This window comes from Oceanobacillus sp. FSL K6-2867 (genome assembly GCF_037963145.1).
Lineage (GTDB): Bacteria > Bacillota > Bacilli > Bacillales > Amphibacillaceae > Oceanobacillus.
Map to the genome: position 1 here is coordinate 1,663,838 of NZ_CP150144.1, position 18,488 is coordinate 1,682,325.

Genomic DNA, 18,488 nt, shown 5'->3' on the forward strand with positions numbered 1-18,488 from the left:
AAAATTGATTCCATTTAACCAGCCATGCAAAATTGGTACCGAAATTGAAGCAATCCAACAAGCTTTAACTAATAATACGTTTTCTGGAAATGGCCCTTTCGGGAGAAAGTGTACAGACTGGTTTGAAAACAATCTTCCATGTAAACGAGCACTCCTAACGCCTTCCTGTACTGCTGCACTTGAAATGAGCGCATTACTAACAGAGATAAGTGAAGGTGATGAAGTAATCCTCCCGTCTTATACATTCGTTTCCACAGCGAATGCTTTTGCACTTCGGGGAGCTTCCTTGCGCTTTGTCGATGTAGACCCGTACACGATGAACATTTCGCCAGATAAAATTGCTGCGGCAGTAACAGATAAAACAAAGGCAATCGTCGTTGTTCATTATGCAGGTGTCTCCTGTGATATGGACGCGATTATGGAAATTGCAAATAAGCACGGGCTTTGGGTGATTGAAGACGCTGCACAAGGTGTCATGAGTACTTATAAAGGGAAGGCTCTTGGAACAATTGGGCACCTTGGAACGTATAGCTTTCATGAAACCAAAAACTATACTTCTGGAGAAGGTGGTGCCCTTATTATTAATGAGCCATCTCTTATTGAACGGGCAGAAATTTTACAAGAGAAGGGAACTGACCGCTCACAATTTATGAAAGGCATGGTCGATAAGTATACATGGCGAGATATTGGCTCTTCCTATTTATTAAGCGAGTTGAATGCCGCCTATTTGGCCGTTCAGCTTGAGCATGCGGAATTGATAAATAACGATCGTTTACAGACGTGGGACCAGTATGCAACCGGACTGTGGCCATTAATCGAGGAAGGGATTATTGAAGGGCCACATATACCGGACGATTGTGAGCATAACGCTCATATGTTTTATATCAAAGCAAAGGATGAGCAAGAACGCTCTGATCTAACATCTTATTTAAAAGAAAATAATATAATGGCTGTCTCCCATTATGTCCCATTACATACAGCTATGGCTGGGCAAAGGTTCGGGAAATTTATTGGGATGGATCAGTATACCACGACAGATAGCGAACGAATCATTCGACTGCCGCTTTACTATGGAATAAACACAAAGGATGTCAGCCATGTTATCGAAACCATTAAACTTTTTTATCAAAAATAAATACATGCTGATTGCGACCCTTATCCTAATAGGCTACCTCCTCCCCTACTACCTATTAGGCGAGGACACGCATATCCGCATGCATGATAATTTAGATTCAAATATCGTCTGGTATAAAATCCTTGCCGAAAGCGGGCAGATTTTCACATTGACAGACACTGCATTACCGAATGTGATTAATGGTCTACCAAGAAGCGCTCTTCCTTCTGGCTTCGATGCTGTCGTATGGCTCTATGTTCTGTTTGAACCAATGACAGCTTATAGTATCAGCCAAACGATCATGCGGTTTGCCGCATTTTTTGGAATGTATTTCCTGCTTTCAAGGCATATTTTTCGTTCCGGTTGTAATACGTACATACACATCATTACAGTCGGAGCTTCTCTAGGTTTCGCAATGCTTCCATACTGGCCTTCAGGCGTACTGTCGATTGCTGGTATCCCACTTGCATTGCATTTGTTTTTAACGATACGAAAAGATGGTTGGGATGTACCGAAATATTACTGGATTCTCTTATTTATCATCCCATTCTTTTCAAACTTTGTACTTAGCTTTATCTTCTTCCTTGGATTACTAGGCGTTTTTTGGCTGATTGACTGGATAAAGAAAAAACAAGTAAATTGGCCATTTTTCATTGCTATTGCAGCAATGACAGGCATCTATTTAATCAAAGATTATTTGCTAATCGTATCGATGTTTTTTGATAAGGGCTTTACCTCCCATCGTGGTGAATTAGACCTTGGTTATAATACGTTTGAACGCAGTGTTGAGCTATCATGGGAAAACTTTCTATACGGTCATACGCATGATATGGCATTGCAAACGTATTTGATCATTCCAACAATTTTAATTGCCTTGCTCGTTGCGGCCTTTAGTAATGTAAAACCGAGACTGTTGATGAGCCTTTTCGTATTTAATTTTGTTATTTCTGTTTGGTACGCATTTTGGTATTGGGAAGGCTTAAGAATTGTGAAGGATCATTTCTCACTAGCAAATACATTCAATTTTGCTCGAGTGCATTTTCTTGATCCGCCAATTTGGTATATTTGCTTTGCATTAGCTTTAGTAATTTTCTGGAGGCATTTGAAATTTGGAAAAATCATTGCTTGCATTCTTATCTCGCTCCAATGTTTCCTGGCATTTGGGACTACAGAAGAATTAAGATATGAAGCTATTAACACACCAACATTTAAAGAGTTTTATTCTGAAGATCTTTTTGACGAAATTGAGGCATATATCGCAAGAGATCAGTCGGAATACCGAGTTGTTAGCATTGGCATGCACCCAACAATCGCACAATATAACGGATTCTATACACTCGATACGTACAACAACTCTTTTCCACTCGAATACAAGCATGCATTCAGAGAAGTTATTGCTGGTGAACTAGATAAAAGTGCAACATTAGAAAACTACTTTGATACATGGGGTGGAAGATTATATATGTATGTTGCGGAACATGGCAAAGATTATATGTTTACAAAGAACAGGGATGGAGCCATCAACCAGCTGAATATCGACACTGAGGCATTGAAAAACCTGGGCGGGGACTATATTCTTTCAGCTGTTCCCATTGAGAATGCGGAAGAACTCGGGCTAGAGCATGAGCAAACCTTTGAATCAGATACATCTATTTGGCGAATTGAGCTTTATTCGGTTTCTTAAAAAGCAATATGCGTATAAAAAAGCAAGCATACTATCCATATGCTTGCTTTTTCCCTTTAGTATAAGAGTTGCCTCAATAATTAATAATCGGGCATGTATTTATTGCTTCCAGGAAGTTTTTTAATCGTATTCCATGCTTCGATTGCTTCTTTTCGGCTCTTTCCTTGATTAGCCGGGTCAGCAAAAAAATCACGAATATATTGATTATATTCAAATTGAGGTGCAATTTGTCTTTTATACGATGGGTCTTTCTTGCGTTCCTCCTCTTTATACCAAGCTTCTACAGCATCACGATACGTTTTTCCAGTATTGTTTTTGAAATAGTTTTGGATATAAGCAGAAAAATGAAAGTTAGGGATAACGGTTTTGAAAAAAGCTCTTACCCGCTGACTGCAACGATGGTTTTCTGAAATGACTGTATCAAGACTTAATTCTCTTTGTAGCACTGTTCTGTTCTCCATTGCTTTTCGAATTGGCTTTTTTATCTCTCCTGTACGAAGAAAAGATTCAATCCGGTCAGAAATCTCTAATTTGGATCCTGATGCACTTATTCCATTTTCTTTGCAAAATGCTTGTAATTCTTCTTTCAGCCAATAGAAATCTTCGAAACTTTGGATACTCATATCTTTTGTTAAATTAGGCCTCAGCAATATCCCCTCCATATTTTGATACCTAATCCCATTATAGAACATTCGTTCCTACACTTCAATATTAACCGCCGTGAAATTTAGGGAGTGAAAAGTTTCCAGAAGTAACTTTTACTTTCCGAATTGATAGATGGAGCCTGGCCTGCTATTACTCTATCTCCTTCTGCAGCCGATTCATCTCCGCATTCAATTCATTCATCATGATTTCCATTGCTTCCTTTTTCGGGTGATCTGCAGACAGGTAAATAGGTTCACCGTAAATAATCTTTGCTTTTTTCCTTTTAAATAGTTCTGGGAAATTATTTGGTCCAGTATAAGCAACCGGAACAATCGGAGCCTTCGAATGTGCTGCTATTGTTACTGCCCCTCTTTTTAATGGCGTTTCTTCACTTGTTCTCGTCCCACTGGGAAATATCCCGACTACTTTGTTATCCCTTAGTAATTTTCGCGGTGTTTTTATCGAACTTGGTCCAGGGTTTTCCCGGTCAACCGGAAAGGCGTGCAGGCCTTCCATTAGCCATTTCGTAAAACCGGTCTGGAATAGCTCTTTTTTTGCCATATAATAAATTTTTGTTGGTAATACGGATACACCTAACCATAAAATATCAACCCATCCTGTATGGGTGCATGCTATAATATATCCTCCGGATTGAGGTAAGTTTTCTTTTTGGTATACCTTGATTCTGCCAAATAAGCTTAGAATGAACTTTAATAAATAAGCTGCAAAATAATACATGGCTTATTCCTCTTTTCTATAATAATAGTATATATCTATTTTAGCATATAGTATTAGTAACTGGTACTAATTTTTATGTAAATGCTGATTGTTATTTTACATTATAGCTTGAAAATAGCAATCCATAAAAAGTTCCTCCCAATTCTATTTTGGAAGGAACTCTTATCTTTTATACCGCTTCATCCTCTACTGTTTCTTGTGCTTTACTCTTTCTTTTAAACAATCGACCTAAACCATATCCTATTGCATTGAATGTACGGTAAACTGCTGGAACTAAAACTAATGTAATCAATGTTGCAAACATCAGTCCAGAAATAACTGCTGTTGCCATTGGTGCTTGGTAATTTCCAGTTGTTCCAGTTGCTAATGCAAGTGGCAGCATGCCACCAACCGTAGTAAAAGTCGTCATAAAAATTGGCCGAATACGATCTTTCCCCGCCCTGACTACTGCATCATTCACAGGAATACCTTCTCTGCGCAATTGGTTTGTTCGATCAATAAGCAGAATTGCATTATTTAATACAATCCCAATAAGCATAATAACCCCCATACCTGACATGATACTTAGCTCCCGTTGCGTGGCGAATAAACCTAAAACAACACCCACAAAGGCCATTGGAATAACCGACATTACAATAATTGGATGTGCTAAATGGTTAAATTGCACGGCCATTACTAGGTATACCAGAAAAATAGAGATAACGAAGATAAGAATCAAATCGGTTAAGAGCTCTTGCTGTGTCTCCAAGTCCCCTCCAGCAGAGATTGTATATCCACTTGGTGTATCCAGGTCATTAATCATCCTTTGAACCTCTCTATTTACTGTTCCTAAATCTGTATCCTCAATATCTGCAGATACGGTTATATACCTTTCACCATTGTTATGAGAGATTTCATTCGGTGTATCCACAGTTCGTAAATCGATAAAAGTAGATAAACGAGTTTCTCCTTCTACTGTAGGAACTTTCAAATCGAGTAATTCATCTTCATTTACTATTTGCTCATCCCACTTCACTACTAAAGGAACTGTACCCTCATTTGCCGTTACTTCACCTATTGGCATATCAAGAAAGGCTTCTTGAACGAATGGGAGAAGCTGCATTTCTGTTACTCCTCTATCCTCCATCGCTTCATAGTCCAGCTCTACCACTTTTTCTATTGAAGTCCGCTCAACTGAATTCGTAATTCCAACTACTCCTTCAATTCCTTCTAACCGTTCCGTGACATTTGCAGCAAGTGTTTGCAGTTCCTCATAGCTTTCTCCTTTAACTTGAATCTGAACAGGCTGGCCGGAACTTACAGACATCGCACTCTGTACACTTTTAATTGGATAATCATCTGTTAACTCGCGCAAAGAACTTAATATTTCCTCATTGACTTCTTTTTGTTCTCTTGTGATTTCATCGCCCTTTGTCATATTAATAAGCATGAAAAACATGGATCCATCATCGATAATATAACTGGTTTCCGTATCCTCAACTTCCTCTAATGTCTCACTTATTTTCATTGCCACTTTATTTTTTTCATCAATAGATACACCTGTTTCCAGATCAATCATTAATTCCGTATAACGATTTAATACATCTGGCATAATCGTCATTGGTATTCTAAATACTAAAAAGATGGAACCAACTAACATAAGGAAGAATACTGCAATCATGGCAATGCTATTACGCTTTTTCTTAACAACCCATGAAATAAAATTACCATAACCCCTGATCAATATGCCTTCCTTTGCTTTTTTATTTTTACCGGTTTTCAGGAAGTTCTCAGATAGTGCTGGAATAATAGTAAAGGCGACTATCACACTGCTGATCAAGGTTATTGCAACAACAGCAGACAGCATTACCATAAACTGCCCTACGTCACCACCCATTAACCCAATTGGTAAAAACACAACAATGGTAGTTAGCATAGAAGCGATAACAGCCGATGCTACCTCCTTCGTTCCCTTCACTACCGCATCAAATGCTGCAAGTCCCTGTTCTTTTTTCTTAAAGATAGACTCTAAGATAACAATGGAGGAATCAACCATCATTCCTATTCCTAATCCAAGCGCAATCAAGGTTAACATATTAAAGCTATAGTCCAATAACCACATCGTAATAAATGTTAATAGTATAGAAGTTGGAATGGAAATCGCGATAACAACCGTTGCACGAACATTACGTAAGTATAGGAGTAACACAATGATAGCGATAATACCTCCTATGAGGATATTTTCAGTTACTCCATCAATCGAGTCTTCTACATAATCCGCTTGTGCGACAAGCTCATTTAATTCAAATCCAGCTACTAATCCTTCATCTTTTACTTCCTGAAGCTCTTGTCTAATCGCATCTGCCATCTCGATTTGTGTAACATCCGCTGCACGACCAACTTGAACAAAAATAAAATCTTTTGATCCTTCTTTCCACACATTGGAAGAGGTTTCTAATGGTTGCAAGGAAACAGTAGCGATATCTTCTACTTGGACCAATCCATTTTGTGTCTGTATCGGAATACTCTCAACATCTTCTACAGAAGAAAGCTCGGTTTCAAAGCGGAGTGCTGGCTGCTCTTCTTCACCAGTAAATTCTCCTAAGGTTGCTTCCGTATTGGCTTGTTGAATAATGGAGATAACCTGCGTGCTATCTAATGTGTTCTCAGTAAGCTCTTCTCTATCAAACGCTACGACCATTTCATATTCTTGAATTCCCATTAAGGCAACATCTTTTACTTCTGACAAGTCCTCCAAACGAGCTTCGAGTACCTCTTTTGCAAAAGTTGTCATTTCATCCATATCTCCTCCTGAAACATCCATGAAAAACTCGTAACTGGAGCTCATACTCATTTGATCTGCGATAACATCTGTCACATCTGAGACATTAGCCTTGATGCTATTCGCTATCGATTGAATTTCCTTAGAAACCTCTTCACCCCGCCCCTTTTCAATCATTATTTGAATACTACTATATCCAATGTTAGTTGTTGAGAAAACATCCTCTACCCCATCAATTCCTAGAAAACTTTGCTCAAGGGGCGTAGTTATATTTCGTTCTACTTCTATGGCGGCCATATCTCCTGCACTAACACTTACATATGCCCCATCAAAATCAACTTCTGGCATTAATTCTTCATCCAACTTTGTTAAAGCATAAACACCTAAAATAAGAACCAAAACTGTTAACAAGCTTACCAGAATCTTCCTTTTTAAAATAAACTTTACCAATGAAAATCCTCCTATCCCCAAACAAAGTTTCAACTGAATTGATAACATCCAAATAAGTATAGATCAAAATAGTTAAAATTATCTGTTTTTTATTGTTTATTTACAAAAATGTTACAATTCTTTAGTCCTCCTTCTTTCTATTCATAACTAATCTGATTATAATCTAACTAAATATTCCTAACATTGCGCTTAGGGCTGAATCTCACTAAGCCTTAAGGCTTAGTGAATAAGATAAAATCTTACGGACAGTTATAACAGGAAAAAGTAAAAGAAGTGTAACATTTGGAAAATGTCACACTTCTTTAAAGAATAATTATTGTATTTTTCTAGAGTGATAGTTGGATTTTTAATATTGCTTTCATTTTTATCACTACAGTACTGTTTTTCAACACAACTAAGTATTATATTTTTTCAATTATGAAACACTTGTAGTATAGTAATAGAAAAACATTTATGAATTGGAGCGTATCTACATGGCAACAATTGGAGACTTTCAAAAACTAGATATTCGAGTTGGTACTGTCATTCACGCGGAGCCTTTTAAAGAAGCACGCAAGCCTGCAATAAAGCTGGAAATTGACTTCGGAGCAGAAGTGGGCAGGAAAAATTCCTCTGCTCAAATTACCGAGCGCTATACACCCGAGCAATTGATTGGACGTCAAGTCGTTGCAGTCGTCAATTTCCCGCCAATGCGTATTGCGGGGTATAAATCAGAAGTATTGGTACTTGGTGGTGTTGCAGGGGCAAATGACGTCATCCTGCTTGCTCCTGATGAAGTCGTCGAAAATGGTACACCGGTCGGGTAAGACTTCTTCCCCTCTATTAATATAGAGGGGAGCACCATTTTCACGTTACATTTCATGCGGGGCATTTACTCCTAGCAATCGCAATCCCTCTTTTAACACAATCGTTGTAGCTTTTACCAATGCCAGCCGGCTTTCTAGTTCCTCATCCTTAATTAAAACCTTAACATTTCCATAGTATTTATTAAATTCCTGCGATAGTTCAATGAGATATTTTGCAATTTGGGATGGCGCATGATAATTAAAGCTTCGCTCAATGGCTGCTGGAAACTCCATTAACAGTTTCACAACAGACCAGCTAGAGCTATCATTTAAGCCGTTCATTACTGTATCTTCATATTCGGCTTTTCTTAAGATGGAACAGGCTCTTGCATGTGTGTATTGTACGTAAGGTCCAGTTGCTCCTTCAAATTTCAGCATATCTTCCAATGAGAACTCGATATTATTTTGTCTGTCATTCTTTAAATCATGAAAAATAATTGCCCCAACTCCGACCGTTTCTGCTATAACGGCTTTATTTTGTAAGCTCGGATTTTTCTCTGCGATACTTTTTTCTGCCAGTTGAATCGCTTCTTGGATAACCTCTTCCAATAGAACGACCTTCCCTTTTCGAGTCGACATCTTTTTCCCATCTTTCAAGATGAAACCGAATGGTATATGCACTAATTGCTTAGCCCAATCGTATCCAAGCTTTTGGAGCACTAAGAAAATTTGATTAAAATGCAAACTCTGCTCATGACCGACAATATAATATGACTTTTCAAATTTATAGGTTTCCTGACGATAAATAGCGGCTGTTAAATCTCTCGTAGCATATAGTGTTGCACCATCTGATTTCTTGATTAAGCAAGGTGCTAATTCATGTTCAGATAAATCTACTACTTCTGCACCATCGGAAACTTGTAATAGTTCGCTTTCCTCCAGAAGGTTAATGACTCGATCCATTTTGTCATTATAAAATGCTTCCCCATGATACGAGTCGAAATGAACTCCTAGTAAATTATAAATTTCCCCGAACTCTAGGAGAGATTCATCTCGGAACCATTTCCAAAGGGAATATGCCTCCTCGTTTCCATCTTCCAGCTTTTTGAACCAGGCTCTTGCATCATCTTCTAAGGTGGAGTCGTTTTCCGCTTCAGCATGAAACTGCACATACAGCTTTAACAGTTCTTGAATTGGCTCCTTTTTCACACGCTCCTCAACACCCCATAATTTATATGCCACCATAAGCTTTCCGAATTGTGTGCCCCAATCACCAAGATGATTAATTCGAATCGATTGATAGCCACACTTCTCAACAATATTTGCAAGTGAATTACCAATTACAGTTGAACGCAGATGCCCCATTGAAAAGGGTTTTGCAATATTTGGAGATGAAAAATCAATTGTAATATTTTCCCCCTTACCAAAATTCATTGAACCGTAGCGGTCTCCTTTTTTTATAATCGATGCTAAAGTATGTTTACTGACCATTCTCTGATTTAAAAAGGCATTTACATACGGCCCATTTGCGACAACCCTCTCGAAAATGGGATGGTTTACTTTTCCCGCTAACTCTTTCGCGATTATGTTTGGAGCCTTTCTTAATTCCTTAGCAAGTGTAAAACATGGAAAGGCTACATCACCTTGCTCCTCAAACTTTGGTTTTTCTATTAGATCGATAACTTTTTCCAGCCCTAAAACCCCATCTAATTGTAGGGTTATTTCCTCTGCATACGCTTTTATGATATCCACTATTTTCATCCTCCATTTCTTTTCAAAACAAAAAAATCCCGCCTCTAAATAGAGACGAGATTACCCGCGGTACCACTCTGATTGTTTATCAAACCAACTCTTAAATGGATAACGGCCATTACCCGACTGCACCCTACTCTGTTACATTTCGGGTTGTTTCTCAGAAGTCCGCTTCATTAGGATAGAACGATTGGGCTCACACCATCCCCCAACTCGCTTGCGTTACCATCATAACTACTCTCTTCATCATCGAATTCAATATAATTCTCGTTAGTATATATGAATTCCAACTGAAAATCAATATCCATTTATTTTTTCATAAACATTTGTGTCCAATAGTGACCTGATTTCACATAACCGACACCGATATGCGTATAGTCTTTACTTAAAATGTTCGCCCGATGTCCTGAACTATTCATCCAAGCATTTACCACTTGCTGTGCAGTGCTTTGACCTTTCGCGATATTTTCACCAGCTGATTTGTATTTAATGCCATAGTTTTGCATCATTGTGAACGGTGAACCATATGTAGGACTTGTATGACTGAAGTATCCTTTATCTTTCATATCCTGCGACTTATGCTTCGCAACTCTAGCAAGCTCCCAATCGTATTTTAATGCAGGCAAACCAGCATTTGCTCTCTCTGCATTAACAAGACGAATGACCTCTTGTTCCACTTGATATTCATTATTTGGTGGAATCTGCAAGCTTTGTCCTGGATAAATAAGATTCGGATTTTTTAATTGTGAATTTGCTCCGATAATCTCACTAACTCCTGTTTGTGTTTTTAGAGCGATTTTCCAAATCGTATCCCCTGGAGCAACCGTATATGAACTAGCTGCAAACGCAGCAGTCGGTATTAGTAATGATAATGAAATAATTAATGCAAAAATCAATTTGCTAATCTTCTTGAACATATTCTATATCCTCCTTATTTCTATGTTAATAGGATATATAGTTTCATAGAAAAAATCATTATAAAAAAATTGGATGTATTTTTACAGAATGATTACGGTAATATTACACTTTTAGAAACATGAAAAAAGCCGCCCTCAATTAAACAAAATTTAATTGAAACGCGGCTATTTCCGGTTTTACTTTTCTACTGTAATACCACCATTATTCGCTGTTAGTTTAATAAGATTATCTCCATCTCCAACAACTGTATTCCAATTCGAGTTACCAAAAATCCTTGCTTTTCCGTTATCGACCTTTACATCAAAGACTGCATTTGTCGGTTTGTTTTCTGTTTGAATATTTATTCGCCCATTATTTGTACTGAAGTCAATTGGGCGATCTAAATGTTCCGTAACGAGTGTAATTTTTCCGTTGCTCGTTCTTCCCTTCAGCTCTCCCTCAACATTTTCCAATTTGATTTCTCCATTGTCTGCTTCACTAATAACCTCCGAGCTCTGTATATCTTTCAGCTCAATTCGGCCATTATTTGTTGTTACATGTAATTCATTTACGTCTAAGTCGCTCGCACTTGTTCGTCCATTATTCGAGTTTATATGCATTTCACTCGCTTCTAGTTCATGGGCATCAATACGCCCATTATCTGTATCAATTTGAATTGTCTCATATGCCTTTTCCGGCACATAAACCGTCAGCTTTGGGGATGAAAATGAAAAATCGAAGTTAAAAAATTTAAACCACTTTTCCTTAACAGTAACTGACAGCATACTGCCTTCTACATCTGCTTTTACATCATACTTCGGGTTTTTTTCGGTGTTCCCACTAAATTCAACGGTCGTGGTTTCGTTATTTGAAGGAACAACTTCTACCACCGCATTATTTGACTGAACTGCAATCTCTTCATAAACCTCATCTTTTAGTTCAATTGTTTCTGGTACATAGTTTTCGTTTTTCGACCCTACTGTGAAAATTGTTCCGATAATCCCTATTAATAATAAAGTTAATGCAATGGCGGCTATCTTTTTAATATTATGCATCTTTCATACCTCCTTTAACAACGCGCATATTAAATTTTAAATAACGGATAAAGCCGCTTGTTACGGCACGAGTTGCAAAATACATTCCGATAGCAATAAATAGGCCAAGCCCCATCAAACCAATCGAGAAAAACAAATCAAAGAACTGGAATATTTCCGGATACATAAATGTGTTTATAAGAACAAGTAATGGCGATACAATAAAGGAACCCGCTGCTATCCAGCCTGCAACAATGAGAGCTGCTAGTGCAATAAATGGTCCCAATACAATTACCAAATTGAAAAATCCTAACCCGATCACAGCCCAAACCGCACGAAAAATATTAGCTGTCGTTATCGTTTCTTCTACCTTCTCCACATGGTAGGCCGCTGTTAAATCTTTTGCAATTTGCTGTGGAGAACCTAATGATTCTGCAATTTGCTCCTCTGTTTTTCCTTCTTCTAATCCAATCGTAAAATGCTCATCAAAGTCCTGTAAAATGTCCTCTCTTTCTTGAGATGGGAGCTTTTTTAAAGACACATTTAATTTGCTGAAGAATTGATCTTTATTCATCTATATCACCTTCTTTAATTAATTGGTTTACCCCATTTGTGAATTCTCTCCATTCCTGCAATAGCTCTTGATAATAGCTTCTTCCTACATCAGTCAGCTTATAATACTTACGCGGCGGTCCCTCCGTTGATTCCTTCAAGTACGTTGTAAAATAGCCCTCTTTTGTTAGCCTCCTTAAAAGTGGATAAACCGTTCCTTCTGAAATATCTATCTGGTCAGAAATTTTTTGCACGAGTTCATATCCGTAACGGTCTTTCTTATCAAGTAAAACTAAAACGCATAGCTCTAGTACACCTTTTTTAAATTGGACATTCATTGATTATACGACACCTCATTTCTCTCACTGGTACTGTTCAATGTATAGTACTGACTTTTAACAAGTACCTCTCTAACAAAATATAACACATGGTACTGTTCATTGCAAGGTACTAAATATTATCTTTTCTTAAAAAAGGACTTCTAGCGGTTTAGCCAGAAGTCTCCTTTTACATATAAATGCATTTTAGTTTTAACTAAACACTCGTTCTTTGTTCAAAAAAACAGCATGGCCATTCACTGACTTCAGCATTTTTAAGTTGAACCCGGTAACTTTTTTATAAATTCCAGCAATTATCCAGAATAAGCACAACGACGTATATTATCCCTGAATGTCTCGTCGGTTATATCCAACAAAACCAATCCCGGTTAATGCTATTGCAATAACAACTAAAATGGAAACCTGCATGATATCCATATCCTCTATAGGGATCTGTGGTATATGATGAAAGGCAGATAAATTATTAATCCATTCTGGAAATTCGAGCATATCGCCAAGATAAATCACCACAAAACCAAAAACTACATATAGCCATGTGGAACCCGCTGCCTTTGGTGCAATACCGATAAAGAAGACTGCCAGACCTATGAAAATCCACATTGCTGGCAAATAGACAAGTGCTGAAGCAAACATTGTATCAAATGCTAACGCATCATCAACAACCATCACGCCAACAGACCAGAGCCCGGTCGCTACAAGCGCCTGCATGACAAAGCTTGCAATCATGCTAAGGCATAAATAGCTTCCTAGTAAACGCGAACGTGAAACGGCACGACTATAATAATTTTCGGTCAAATACTTATTTTCCTCACTCTTCAGCTTCATCACCGTCATCATAGCCGGAACCGTACTAATCAATGCCATAATCCCCATGAGCATGACAATAAACTGTTCCATCATGGAATTATCTCCGCTTTCAGCTAAAAAGGCTTTAACAAACTCATTATCGGTAAAATATACTTCTAGATCCCCTAAAATTGCTCCAAATGAGGCACTAAGCAGGAAAATTCCAATTGCCCAAGCAATCAGGTTTGTTCGTTGCAGTCTAAACGCGAGTCCCAACGTTGTTTGTAAAAAGACGGATGCATTCCTCTTACCTGCTTGTTCTGGAATAAATCCAGATTCCAGGTCACGAATCGCATTCAAATAAAAGGCTACAAGCAATAACACCACCGCAACAGTCAGCATGACATAAACGGGCCACCAATGATTTTCTACAAACACTTCTGTCCGTACCGTCCAGCCGAGCGGTGAAACGAGTGAAAGTGCCTCACTGCTGATATCCCCACTTGCCCGGACAAGATATGCCGCAATTAAAGCTCCAAATGAAAGCATTGCGGAACCCCTTGAGGTTTCCGCAAGCTGGGCGAATAATGCTGTAAAGCCTGCAAAAACAAGTCCTGTCGCTCCTAGTATCGCTCCATACAAATAGGCTCCCTGTGCACTCATTCCATCGATATTCAACAAAAAGATACCCGTCCCAATTAGAACTGCTACGAATACATTTGTTATAATCGCAACAATAGCTGCTCCGTTCAAGTATGCTAAACGGCCAACAGGTAAGGAACGAATCAGCTCTACACGACCATCTTCTTCGTCTGCTCGCGTACTCCGTCCGACTAGTAAAATATTCATAATTGCAACTGCAACCGCCGTAAAAAGTAGCATTTCATGTGCAAATAAAGATCCAATAGTTGCATAATCTTCATAACCAACCCCAAGCATTGCAATCATTGCTGGATTTTCCATCGTCAAAACAAAAGCAGCACGAGACTGTTCATCTGGGTAGATGTCAGGATATGCAACAGCTGTTGCTAGCGTTACTGCAATTAATCCGACCAGCCATAAAAGCAGCCTGAAACGATTTTGCCTGATCATTAATTTTGTTAAACAACCTGTTCCAGTAAAAAGTTTTTGAGACATTACCTGGACCCTCCCGGTTCGAAAAAGGTACGTCCCTCACCTTGATAATGACGCATAAATAAGTCTTCTAAGGTTGGAGGTGCGCTTTCCAATTTAACGATTCCAAATTGACTAATATGGCGGATTATGGCATCCATCTCTTCTGTATCAACTTGGAAGGATAGATTGTGCCCCTCTTTTTCCAAGTTATGAATACCTGGGAATTCGTCCAGGGTTGTAATCAATTCCTTCGTTTGAATGGTTAGATTTGTTCGGGTAAGATGGCGTAATTCATCCAATGTTCCTCGCTCTATAATTTGGCCTTCTCGAATAATCCCGACTCGATCACACAGCCTCTCTACCTCCGATAAAATATGACTCGAAAGCAGTACACTTTTTCCCGCTTCTTTCGCTTCCTGTACACATTCTTGAAAAATCCGCTCCATTAATGGGTCAAGCCCGGATGTTGGCTCATCTAAAATATACAAATCCGCATCTGAAGCGAAAGCAGCAATTAATGCAACCTTCTGCCTGTTCCCTTTTGAATAGGTTCTGCTTTTTTTCGTTGGATTGAATTTAAAACGCTTCATCAATTCTTCTTTTTTCCCACGATTTTTAGCACCACGCATTTTCATAAACAGATCAATTACTTCACCGCCAGTTAAATTTGGCCATAGATTCACATCTCCAGGAACATAGGCAATTTGTTTATGCAGCTCAACAGCATCCTTCCATACGTCTTTTCCAAAAATATGTGCTTCCCCAGCTGTTGCTTTTAACATTCCAAGTAAAATCCGGATGGTCGTTGATTTCCCTGCACCATTTGGCCCTATAAATCCATATACTTCTCCCTTATTTAATTCCATATCCACCCCATCTAAAGCTGTAAAATTCCCAAATCGTTTCGTTAAGCCTGTCGCTTTTAAAATTGGCATATTTCATTCTCCTCTTTTAGTTATGAAATATTTTGACTTATATAGTTCATAATATATAAAACAAATCCTTTATGCAACCAATTTATGAAAGATGTTTATTGTTTTATTACATATTTTTTATTAAACTACATATGAGGTGAACAATATGGATGGATTTGAACGTCGCAGAGAATTAAAGAAAAAGGACATTTTAGAAGCCGCACTTGATTTATTTATGAAATATGGTGTTCAGAAGGTTTCAATAGCAGAGATTGCGAAAGAGGCTAGCGTCTCACAGGTAACAATATATAATTATTTTGACAGCAAAAATAACTTAATCCATCTCGTTTTCAAATTTTATGTTGATCAGATCTGGGATGAAATGAAAGCATTGCTTGCAAGTAATCTTCCATATGAAGAGAAAATAAAACAGATGATTTCCTTTGAAAGAAACATGGCCAACCATTCAATGAATAATAAATTTTTTCAAGATCTCCTCAAGGATTATGCAACAGGACAAAGCTATGTAGAAGAGGTCTATCTTAAGGAAGGCTTGCCATTGCTCATTGAGTTTGTAAATGATGGAAAGAATCAAGGATTTATTGATTCATCGTTATCAAATGAAGCCATATTATTTTATTTGCAAATGTTTCAGGAATATATGCAGCGTGATGATGTTGTTCACACGTTACTCCCATTATCAGAGGATCTTACGAAGCTATTCTTTTATGGGGTTGTTGGCAAGAGGGAAAATAATCGTGAAAACATATAAAAACAAGCTCAAGGCATTCCCCTTGAGCTTCTTTAAAATTCAATAAGAAATGGCTGAGTATTTTTATCCAAGCAATATTCAATTCGTTGTCTGAAATTATGCCAAGTCACCTTGACTAGAGCGTGTTCAATAGGGAAGAATCCTACTTCCAGGCTCTCTGGAGAGGTCGCTAACTCGCCGCCAATTGGCTTAGCTAAAAAAAGAGTATTGCAAATCGACCTTGTTACATTTTGAAAAATTCCGCAGAACTTTATGATTTCTATATCAATCCCTGACTCCTCTTTTGTTTCTCGGATTGCCGCCTCTTTTAAAGACTCTCCTTCCTCAACTTGTCCGCCAGGCATTTCCCAGCCTCTTTTAGGTCCTTTAATTAATAAAATTTCCCGTTGATCGTTTATTACTATTGTTGCTGCTGAAACGATATGTTTTGGTGGTGTATAAATCGGCTGCTGTGTCTTTTTCAATAAAATTCCCCGTCTTCCCTTTTTAAATTTTCTAAAGCGTGAACCCACAAATCTAATAATCCAACGGCCCATCCGATTCTAAAACCCGCATTCGATACACATTCATTGCTGTTTCTGCAAGCTGATCCATTAAATTATAGTTGGCATAGGCACCGACAATCGCACCGAATCCCGGAATTAATTGAAGCATTTTAATTAAATCAATATGATCCCGATATTCCTGCTGAAAAACGCGCCAGTCCATGTCGACAAGCTTATCCTTTTGTTCCTCCCAGTTCTCAACAATAAACAATGTCTCTCTTCGCTTGTCTTCACTGGAGAACGCTAGCTGAAAGATATGAAGCAGAAATAAACGTTCTTCATACTTATTCGTATCAAATCCATAAACTGCTGCTGCTTCAAACAGAAATTTCATTTTAATGGATAATAGCAATGGAAAATCCGCAGCTCCAAGCAAAATCCCTCCAGCTCCTGTTCCTGCGCCCTCTATTACTGCTGTTTTGCGATACGCGGTATGCTTTTCTCTTAGCAGCTCGTCCCGCTCTGCAAGACCGCCAGTTATTGCAAGCTGTTTTTTCGTTGTCCAATTGGAGCCGACCAATGTTGCCTTTACCATATGTTTAATGCTGTCTGTAACAATTTGATGCACTTTTTCTGGAATCCAGCTATTTATTTTGTTTTGCGCCTGTTTAGACAATTTATTAAACACCCCAGACCGTTTCATTACTTTTAATCGCCAAGCCTGGACCTCTTCATATGCTTTCATTTCATAATCTTTCATTATTAAATCATCCTCTGGCATTATTATATATAGTTATACGATATGCAGGAGGAAATAGTTCCATTTATCATAATCGTTCTCTACGGTTAATAAAGGTATAACCACATGGGCTCTGAATCCAAATAACTCTATTAAACAAAAATACGGCTAAGCCACTTTGACTTAACCGTATCGATTATTTAAAAGTATTACACTATTTGCGCCTTATACTCCATGGAGTGCCTAGCTTTGGTAATGCCCAGCGATCAACACCATACCAACCAGCAACCTTCCACGCTAAAACCAATAACATTGCAATTAGGAGCATTACTGGATTTGAGCTAACTGTACCTGCAAGTAAAAATGAAATATTCATAAGTGCACCAAAGAACGCAGCAATTCCTGTTAAGAAACCGACAATTAATCCAATTCCCACTAAAAATTCTCCCCAAGCTACGACGTAAGAAAAAATGTTCGCATTCGGAATGATAACAGACTCGAGGAACCAAGCATACCACCCCGCTACTCCACCTTCTTCAGCAAGTGACATTACACCTGTCATATAGCCTTCAAGTGCAACACCTGCATTGGATCCTGTCCAAGCATCGTCCGTGACTTTGCCAAATCCTGAAGCAACCCATGTGTAGCCAATATAAACACGTAATATCAGCCAAATCCAAGCGGACTTTGTATTGGAAAACATCCACCTGGATAATGGATTTTCTTCAATAAATACTTCTTTACCATACTTAGAATCTCGAAGTTCGACCATTTCATCCCCTCCTAAATTATTTGTCTTACTATTCATATAATATCCCCATTTTTCGACAAATGAAACATAATAACCAACTACTAACGAAAACTTTACGCTTGTCTTATTATTTAAAAATAACGTTTAACTACCATATGATACATTTGTACAAAAG

General features: G+C 38.2%; 17 protein-coding genes and 1 other annotated feature. Of the genes, 4 read left to right on the forward strand and 13 right to left on the reverse strand.

Annotated features, from left to right (window positions below; translation table 11 throughout):
• Nucleotides 1–4 precede the first annotated feature (4 nt).
• The gene (gene rffA / locus NSQ77_RS08210; protein WP_339230239.1) at nt 5–1,135 is read left to right on the forward strand and encodes a dTDP-4-amino-4,6-dideoxygalactose transaminase; all 1,131 of its coding nucleotides are present in this window, start codon (nt 5–7) and stop codon (nt 1,133–1,135) included.
• Nucleotides 1,098–2,798, forward strand: a complete 1,701-nt coding sequence (locus tag NSQ77_RS08215) for a DUF6044 family protein (protein WP_339230240.1) — start codon at nt 1,098–1,100, stop codon at nt 2,796–2,798. The genes rffA and NSQ77_RS08215 overlap by 38 nt, the downstream gene beginning before the upstream one ends.
• A gap of 80 nt (nt 2,799–2,878) precedes the next feature.
• Here NSQ77_RS08215 and NSQ77_RS08220 read toward each other — a convergent pair whose 3' ends face one another.
• From NSQ77_RS08220 to NSQ77_RS08230, 3 genes are all read right to left on the reverse strand, one after another.
• Nucleotides 2,879–3,445, reverse strand: a complete 567-nt coding sequence (locus tag NSQ77_RS08220) for a DUF6434 domain-containing protein (RefSeq protein ID WP_339230961.1) — start codon at nt 3,443–3,445, stop codon at nt 2,879–2,881.
• A 148-nt stretch (nt 3,446–3,593) separates the two neighbouring features.
• Complete coding sequence (locus tag NSQ77_RS08225; RefSeq protein ID WP_339230241.1) at nt 3,594–4,181, reverse strand: lysophospholipid acyltransferase family protein; 588 nt, start codon at nt 4,179–4,181, stop codon at nt 3,594–3,596.
• A 169-nt stretch (nt 4,182–4,350) separates the two neighbouring features.
• The gene (locus tag NSQ77_RS08230) at nt 4,351–7,392 is read right to left on the reverse strand and encodes an efflux RND transporter permease subunit (protein ID WP_339230242.1); all 3,042 of its coding nucleotides are present in this window, start codon (nt 7,390–7,392) and stop codon (nt 4,351–4,353) included.
• Nucleotides 7,393–7,865: 473 nt separating this feature from the next.
• Here NSQ77_RS08230 and csaA point away from each other — a divergent pair, with 473 nt between their 5' ends.
• On the forward strand, nt 7,866–8,198 hold the full coding sequence (gene csaA, locus NSQ77_RS08235) for a chaperone CsaA (RefSeq protein WP_339230244.1): 333 nt from the start codon (nt 7,866–7,868) through the stop codon (nt 8,196–8,198).
• Between the two features lie 45 nt (nt 8,199–8,243).
• On the opposite strand, the gene argS is transcribed toward csaA, so the two are convergent.
• The 7 genes from argS to NSQ77_RS08270 all read right to left on the reverse strand — a co-directional run bounded on the left by argS (nt 8,244) and on the right by NSQ77_RS08270 (nt 15,587).
• Nucleotides 8,244–9,923 (reverse strand): arginine--tRNA ligase, encoded by a 1,680-nt coding sequence (gene argS, locus NSQ77_RS08240; protein WP_339230963.1) that lies wholly within the window; start codon nt 9,921–9,923, stop codon nt 8,244–8,246.
• 53 nt (nt 9,924–9,976) lie between these two features.
• Nucleotides 9,977–10,188: a binding site (T-box leader), on the reverse strand.
• 49 nt (nt 10,189–10,237) lie between these two features.
• Nucleotides 10,238–10,846, reverse strand: coding sequence for a CAP domain-containing protein (locus tag NSQ77_RS08245; protein ID WP_339230246.1), 609 nt, complete (start codon nt 10,844–10,846; stop codon nt 10,238–10,240).
• Between the two features lie 177 nt (nt 10,847–11,023).
• Nucleotides 11,024–11,881 (reverse strand): DUF4097 family beta strand repeat-containing protein, encoded by an 858-nt coding sequence (locus NSQ77_RS08250; protein WP_339230248.1) that lies wholly within the window; start codon nt 11,879–11,881, stop codon nt 11,024–11,026.
• The gene (locus NSQ77_RS08255; protein ID WP_339230250.1) at nt 11,874–12,434 is read right to left on the reverse strand and encodes a DUF1700 domain-containing protein; all 561 of its coding nucleotides are present in this window, start codon (nt 12,432–12,434) and stop codon (nt 11,874–11,876) included. Before NSQ77_RS08255 ends, NSQ77_RS08250 begins: the two co-directional genes overlap by 8 nt.
• Nucleotides 12,427–12,750, reverse strand: coding sequence for a PadR family transcriptional regulator (locus NSQ77_RS08260; RefSeq protein ID WP_339230251.1), 324 nt, complete (start codon nt 12,748–12,750; stop codon nt 12,427–12,429). Before NSQ77_RS08260 ends, NSQ77_RS08255 begins: the two co-directional genes overlap by 8 nt.
• 321 nt (nt 12,751–13,071) lie before the next feature.
• Entirely contained in the window at nt 13,072–14,673 is a 1,602-nt protein-coding gene (locus NSQ77_RS08265; protein ID WP_339230253.1) for an ABC transporter permease, read from the reverse strand.
• Nucleotides 14,673–15,587, reverse strand: coding sequence for an ABC transporter ATP-binding protein (locus NSQ77_RS08270; RefSeq protein ID WP_339230255.1), 915 nt, complete (start codon nt 15,585–15,587; stop codon nt 14,673–14,675). The genes NSQ77_RS08265 and NSQ77_RS08270 overlap by 1 nt, the downstream gene beginning before the upstream one ends.
• Before the next feature lie 145 nt (nt 15,588–15,732).
• Between NSQ77_RS08270 and NSQ77_RS08275 the strand changes: the two genes are divergently transcribed.
• On the forward strand, nt 15,733–16,338 hold the full coding sequence (locus tag NSQ77_RS08275) for a TetR/AcrR family transcriptional regulator (RefSeq protein WP_339230257.1): 606 nt from the start codon (nt 15,733–15,735) through the stop codon (nt 16,336–16,338).
• A gap of 32 nt (nt 16,339–16,370) precedes the next feature.
• On the opposite strand, the gene NSQ77_RS08280 is transcribed toward NSQ77_RS08275, so the two are convergent.
• From NSQ77_RS08280 to NSQ77_RS08290, 3 genes are all read right to left on the reverse strand, one after another.
• A complete protein-coding gene (locus tag NSQ77_RS08280; RefSeq protein WP_339230259.1) occupies nt 16,371–16,802 on the reverse strand; it encodes an NUDIX hydrolase in 432 nt (143 codons plus the stop codon).
• 52 nt (nt 16,803–16,854) lie between these two features.
• Nucleotides 16,855–17,583, reverse strand: a complete 729-nt coding sequence (locus NSQ77_RS08285) for an EcsC family protein (protein ID WP_339230261.1) — start codon at nt 17,581–17,583, stop codon at nt 16,855–16,857.
• Nucleotides 17,584–17,776: 193 nt separating this feature from the next.
• Nucleotides 17,777–18,334: a DoxX family protein gene (locus NSQ77_RS08290; protein WP_339230263.1), complete on the reverse strand. Its 558-nt coding sequence runs from the start codon at nt 18,332–18,334 to the stop codon at nt 17,777–17,779.
• Nucleotides 18,335–18,488: the final 154 nt, after the last annotated feature.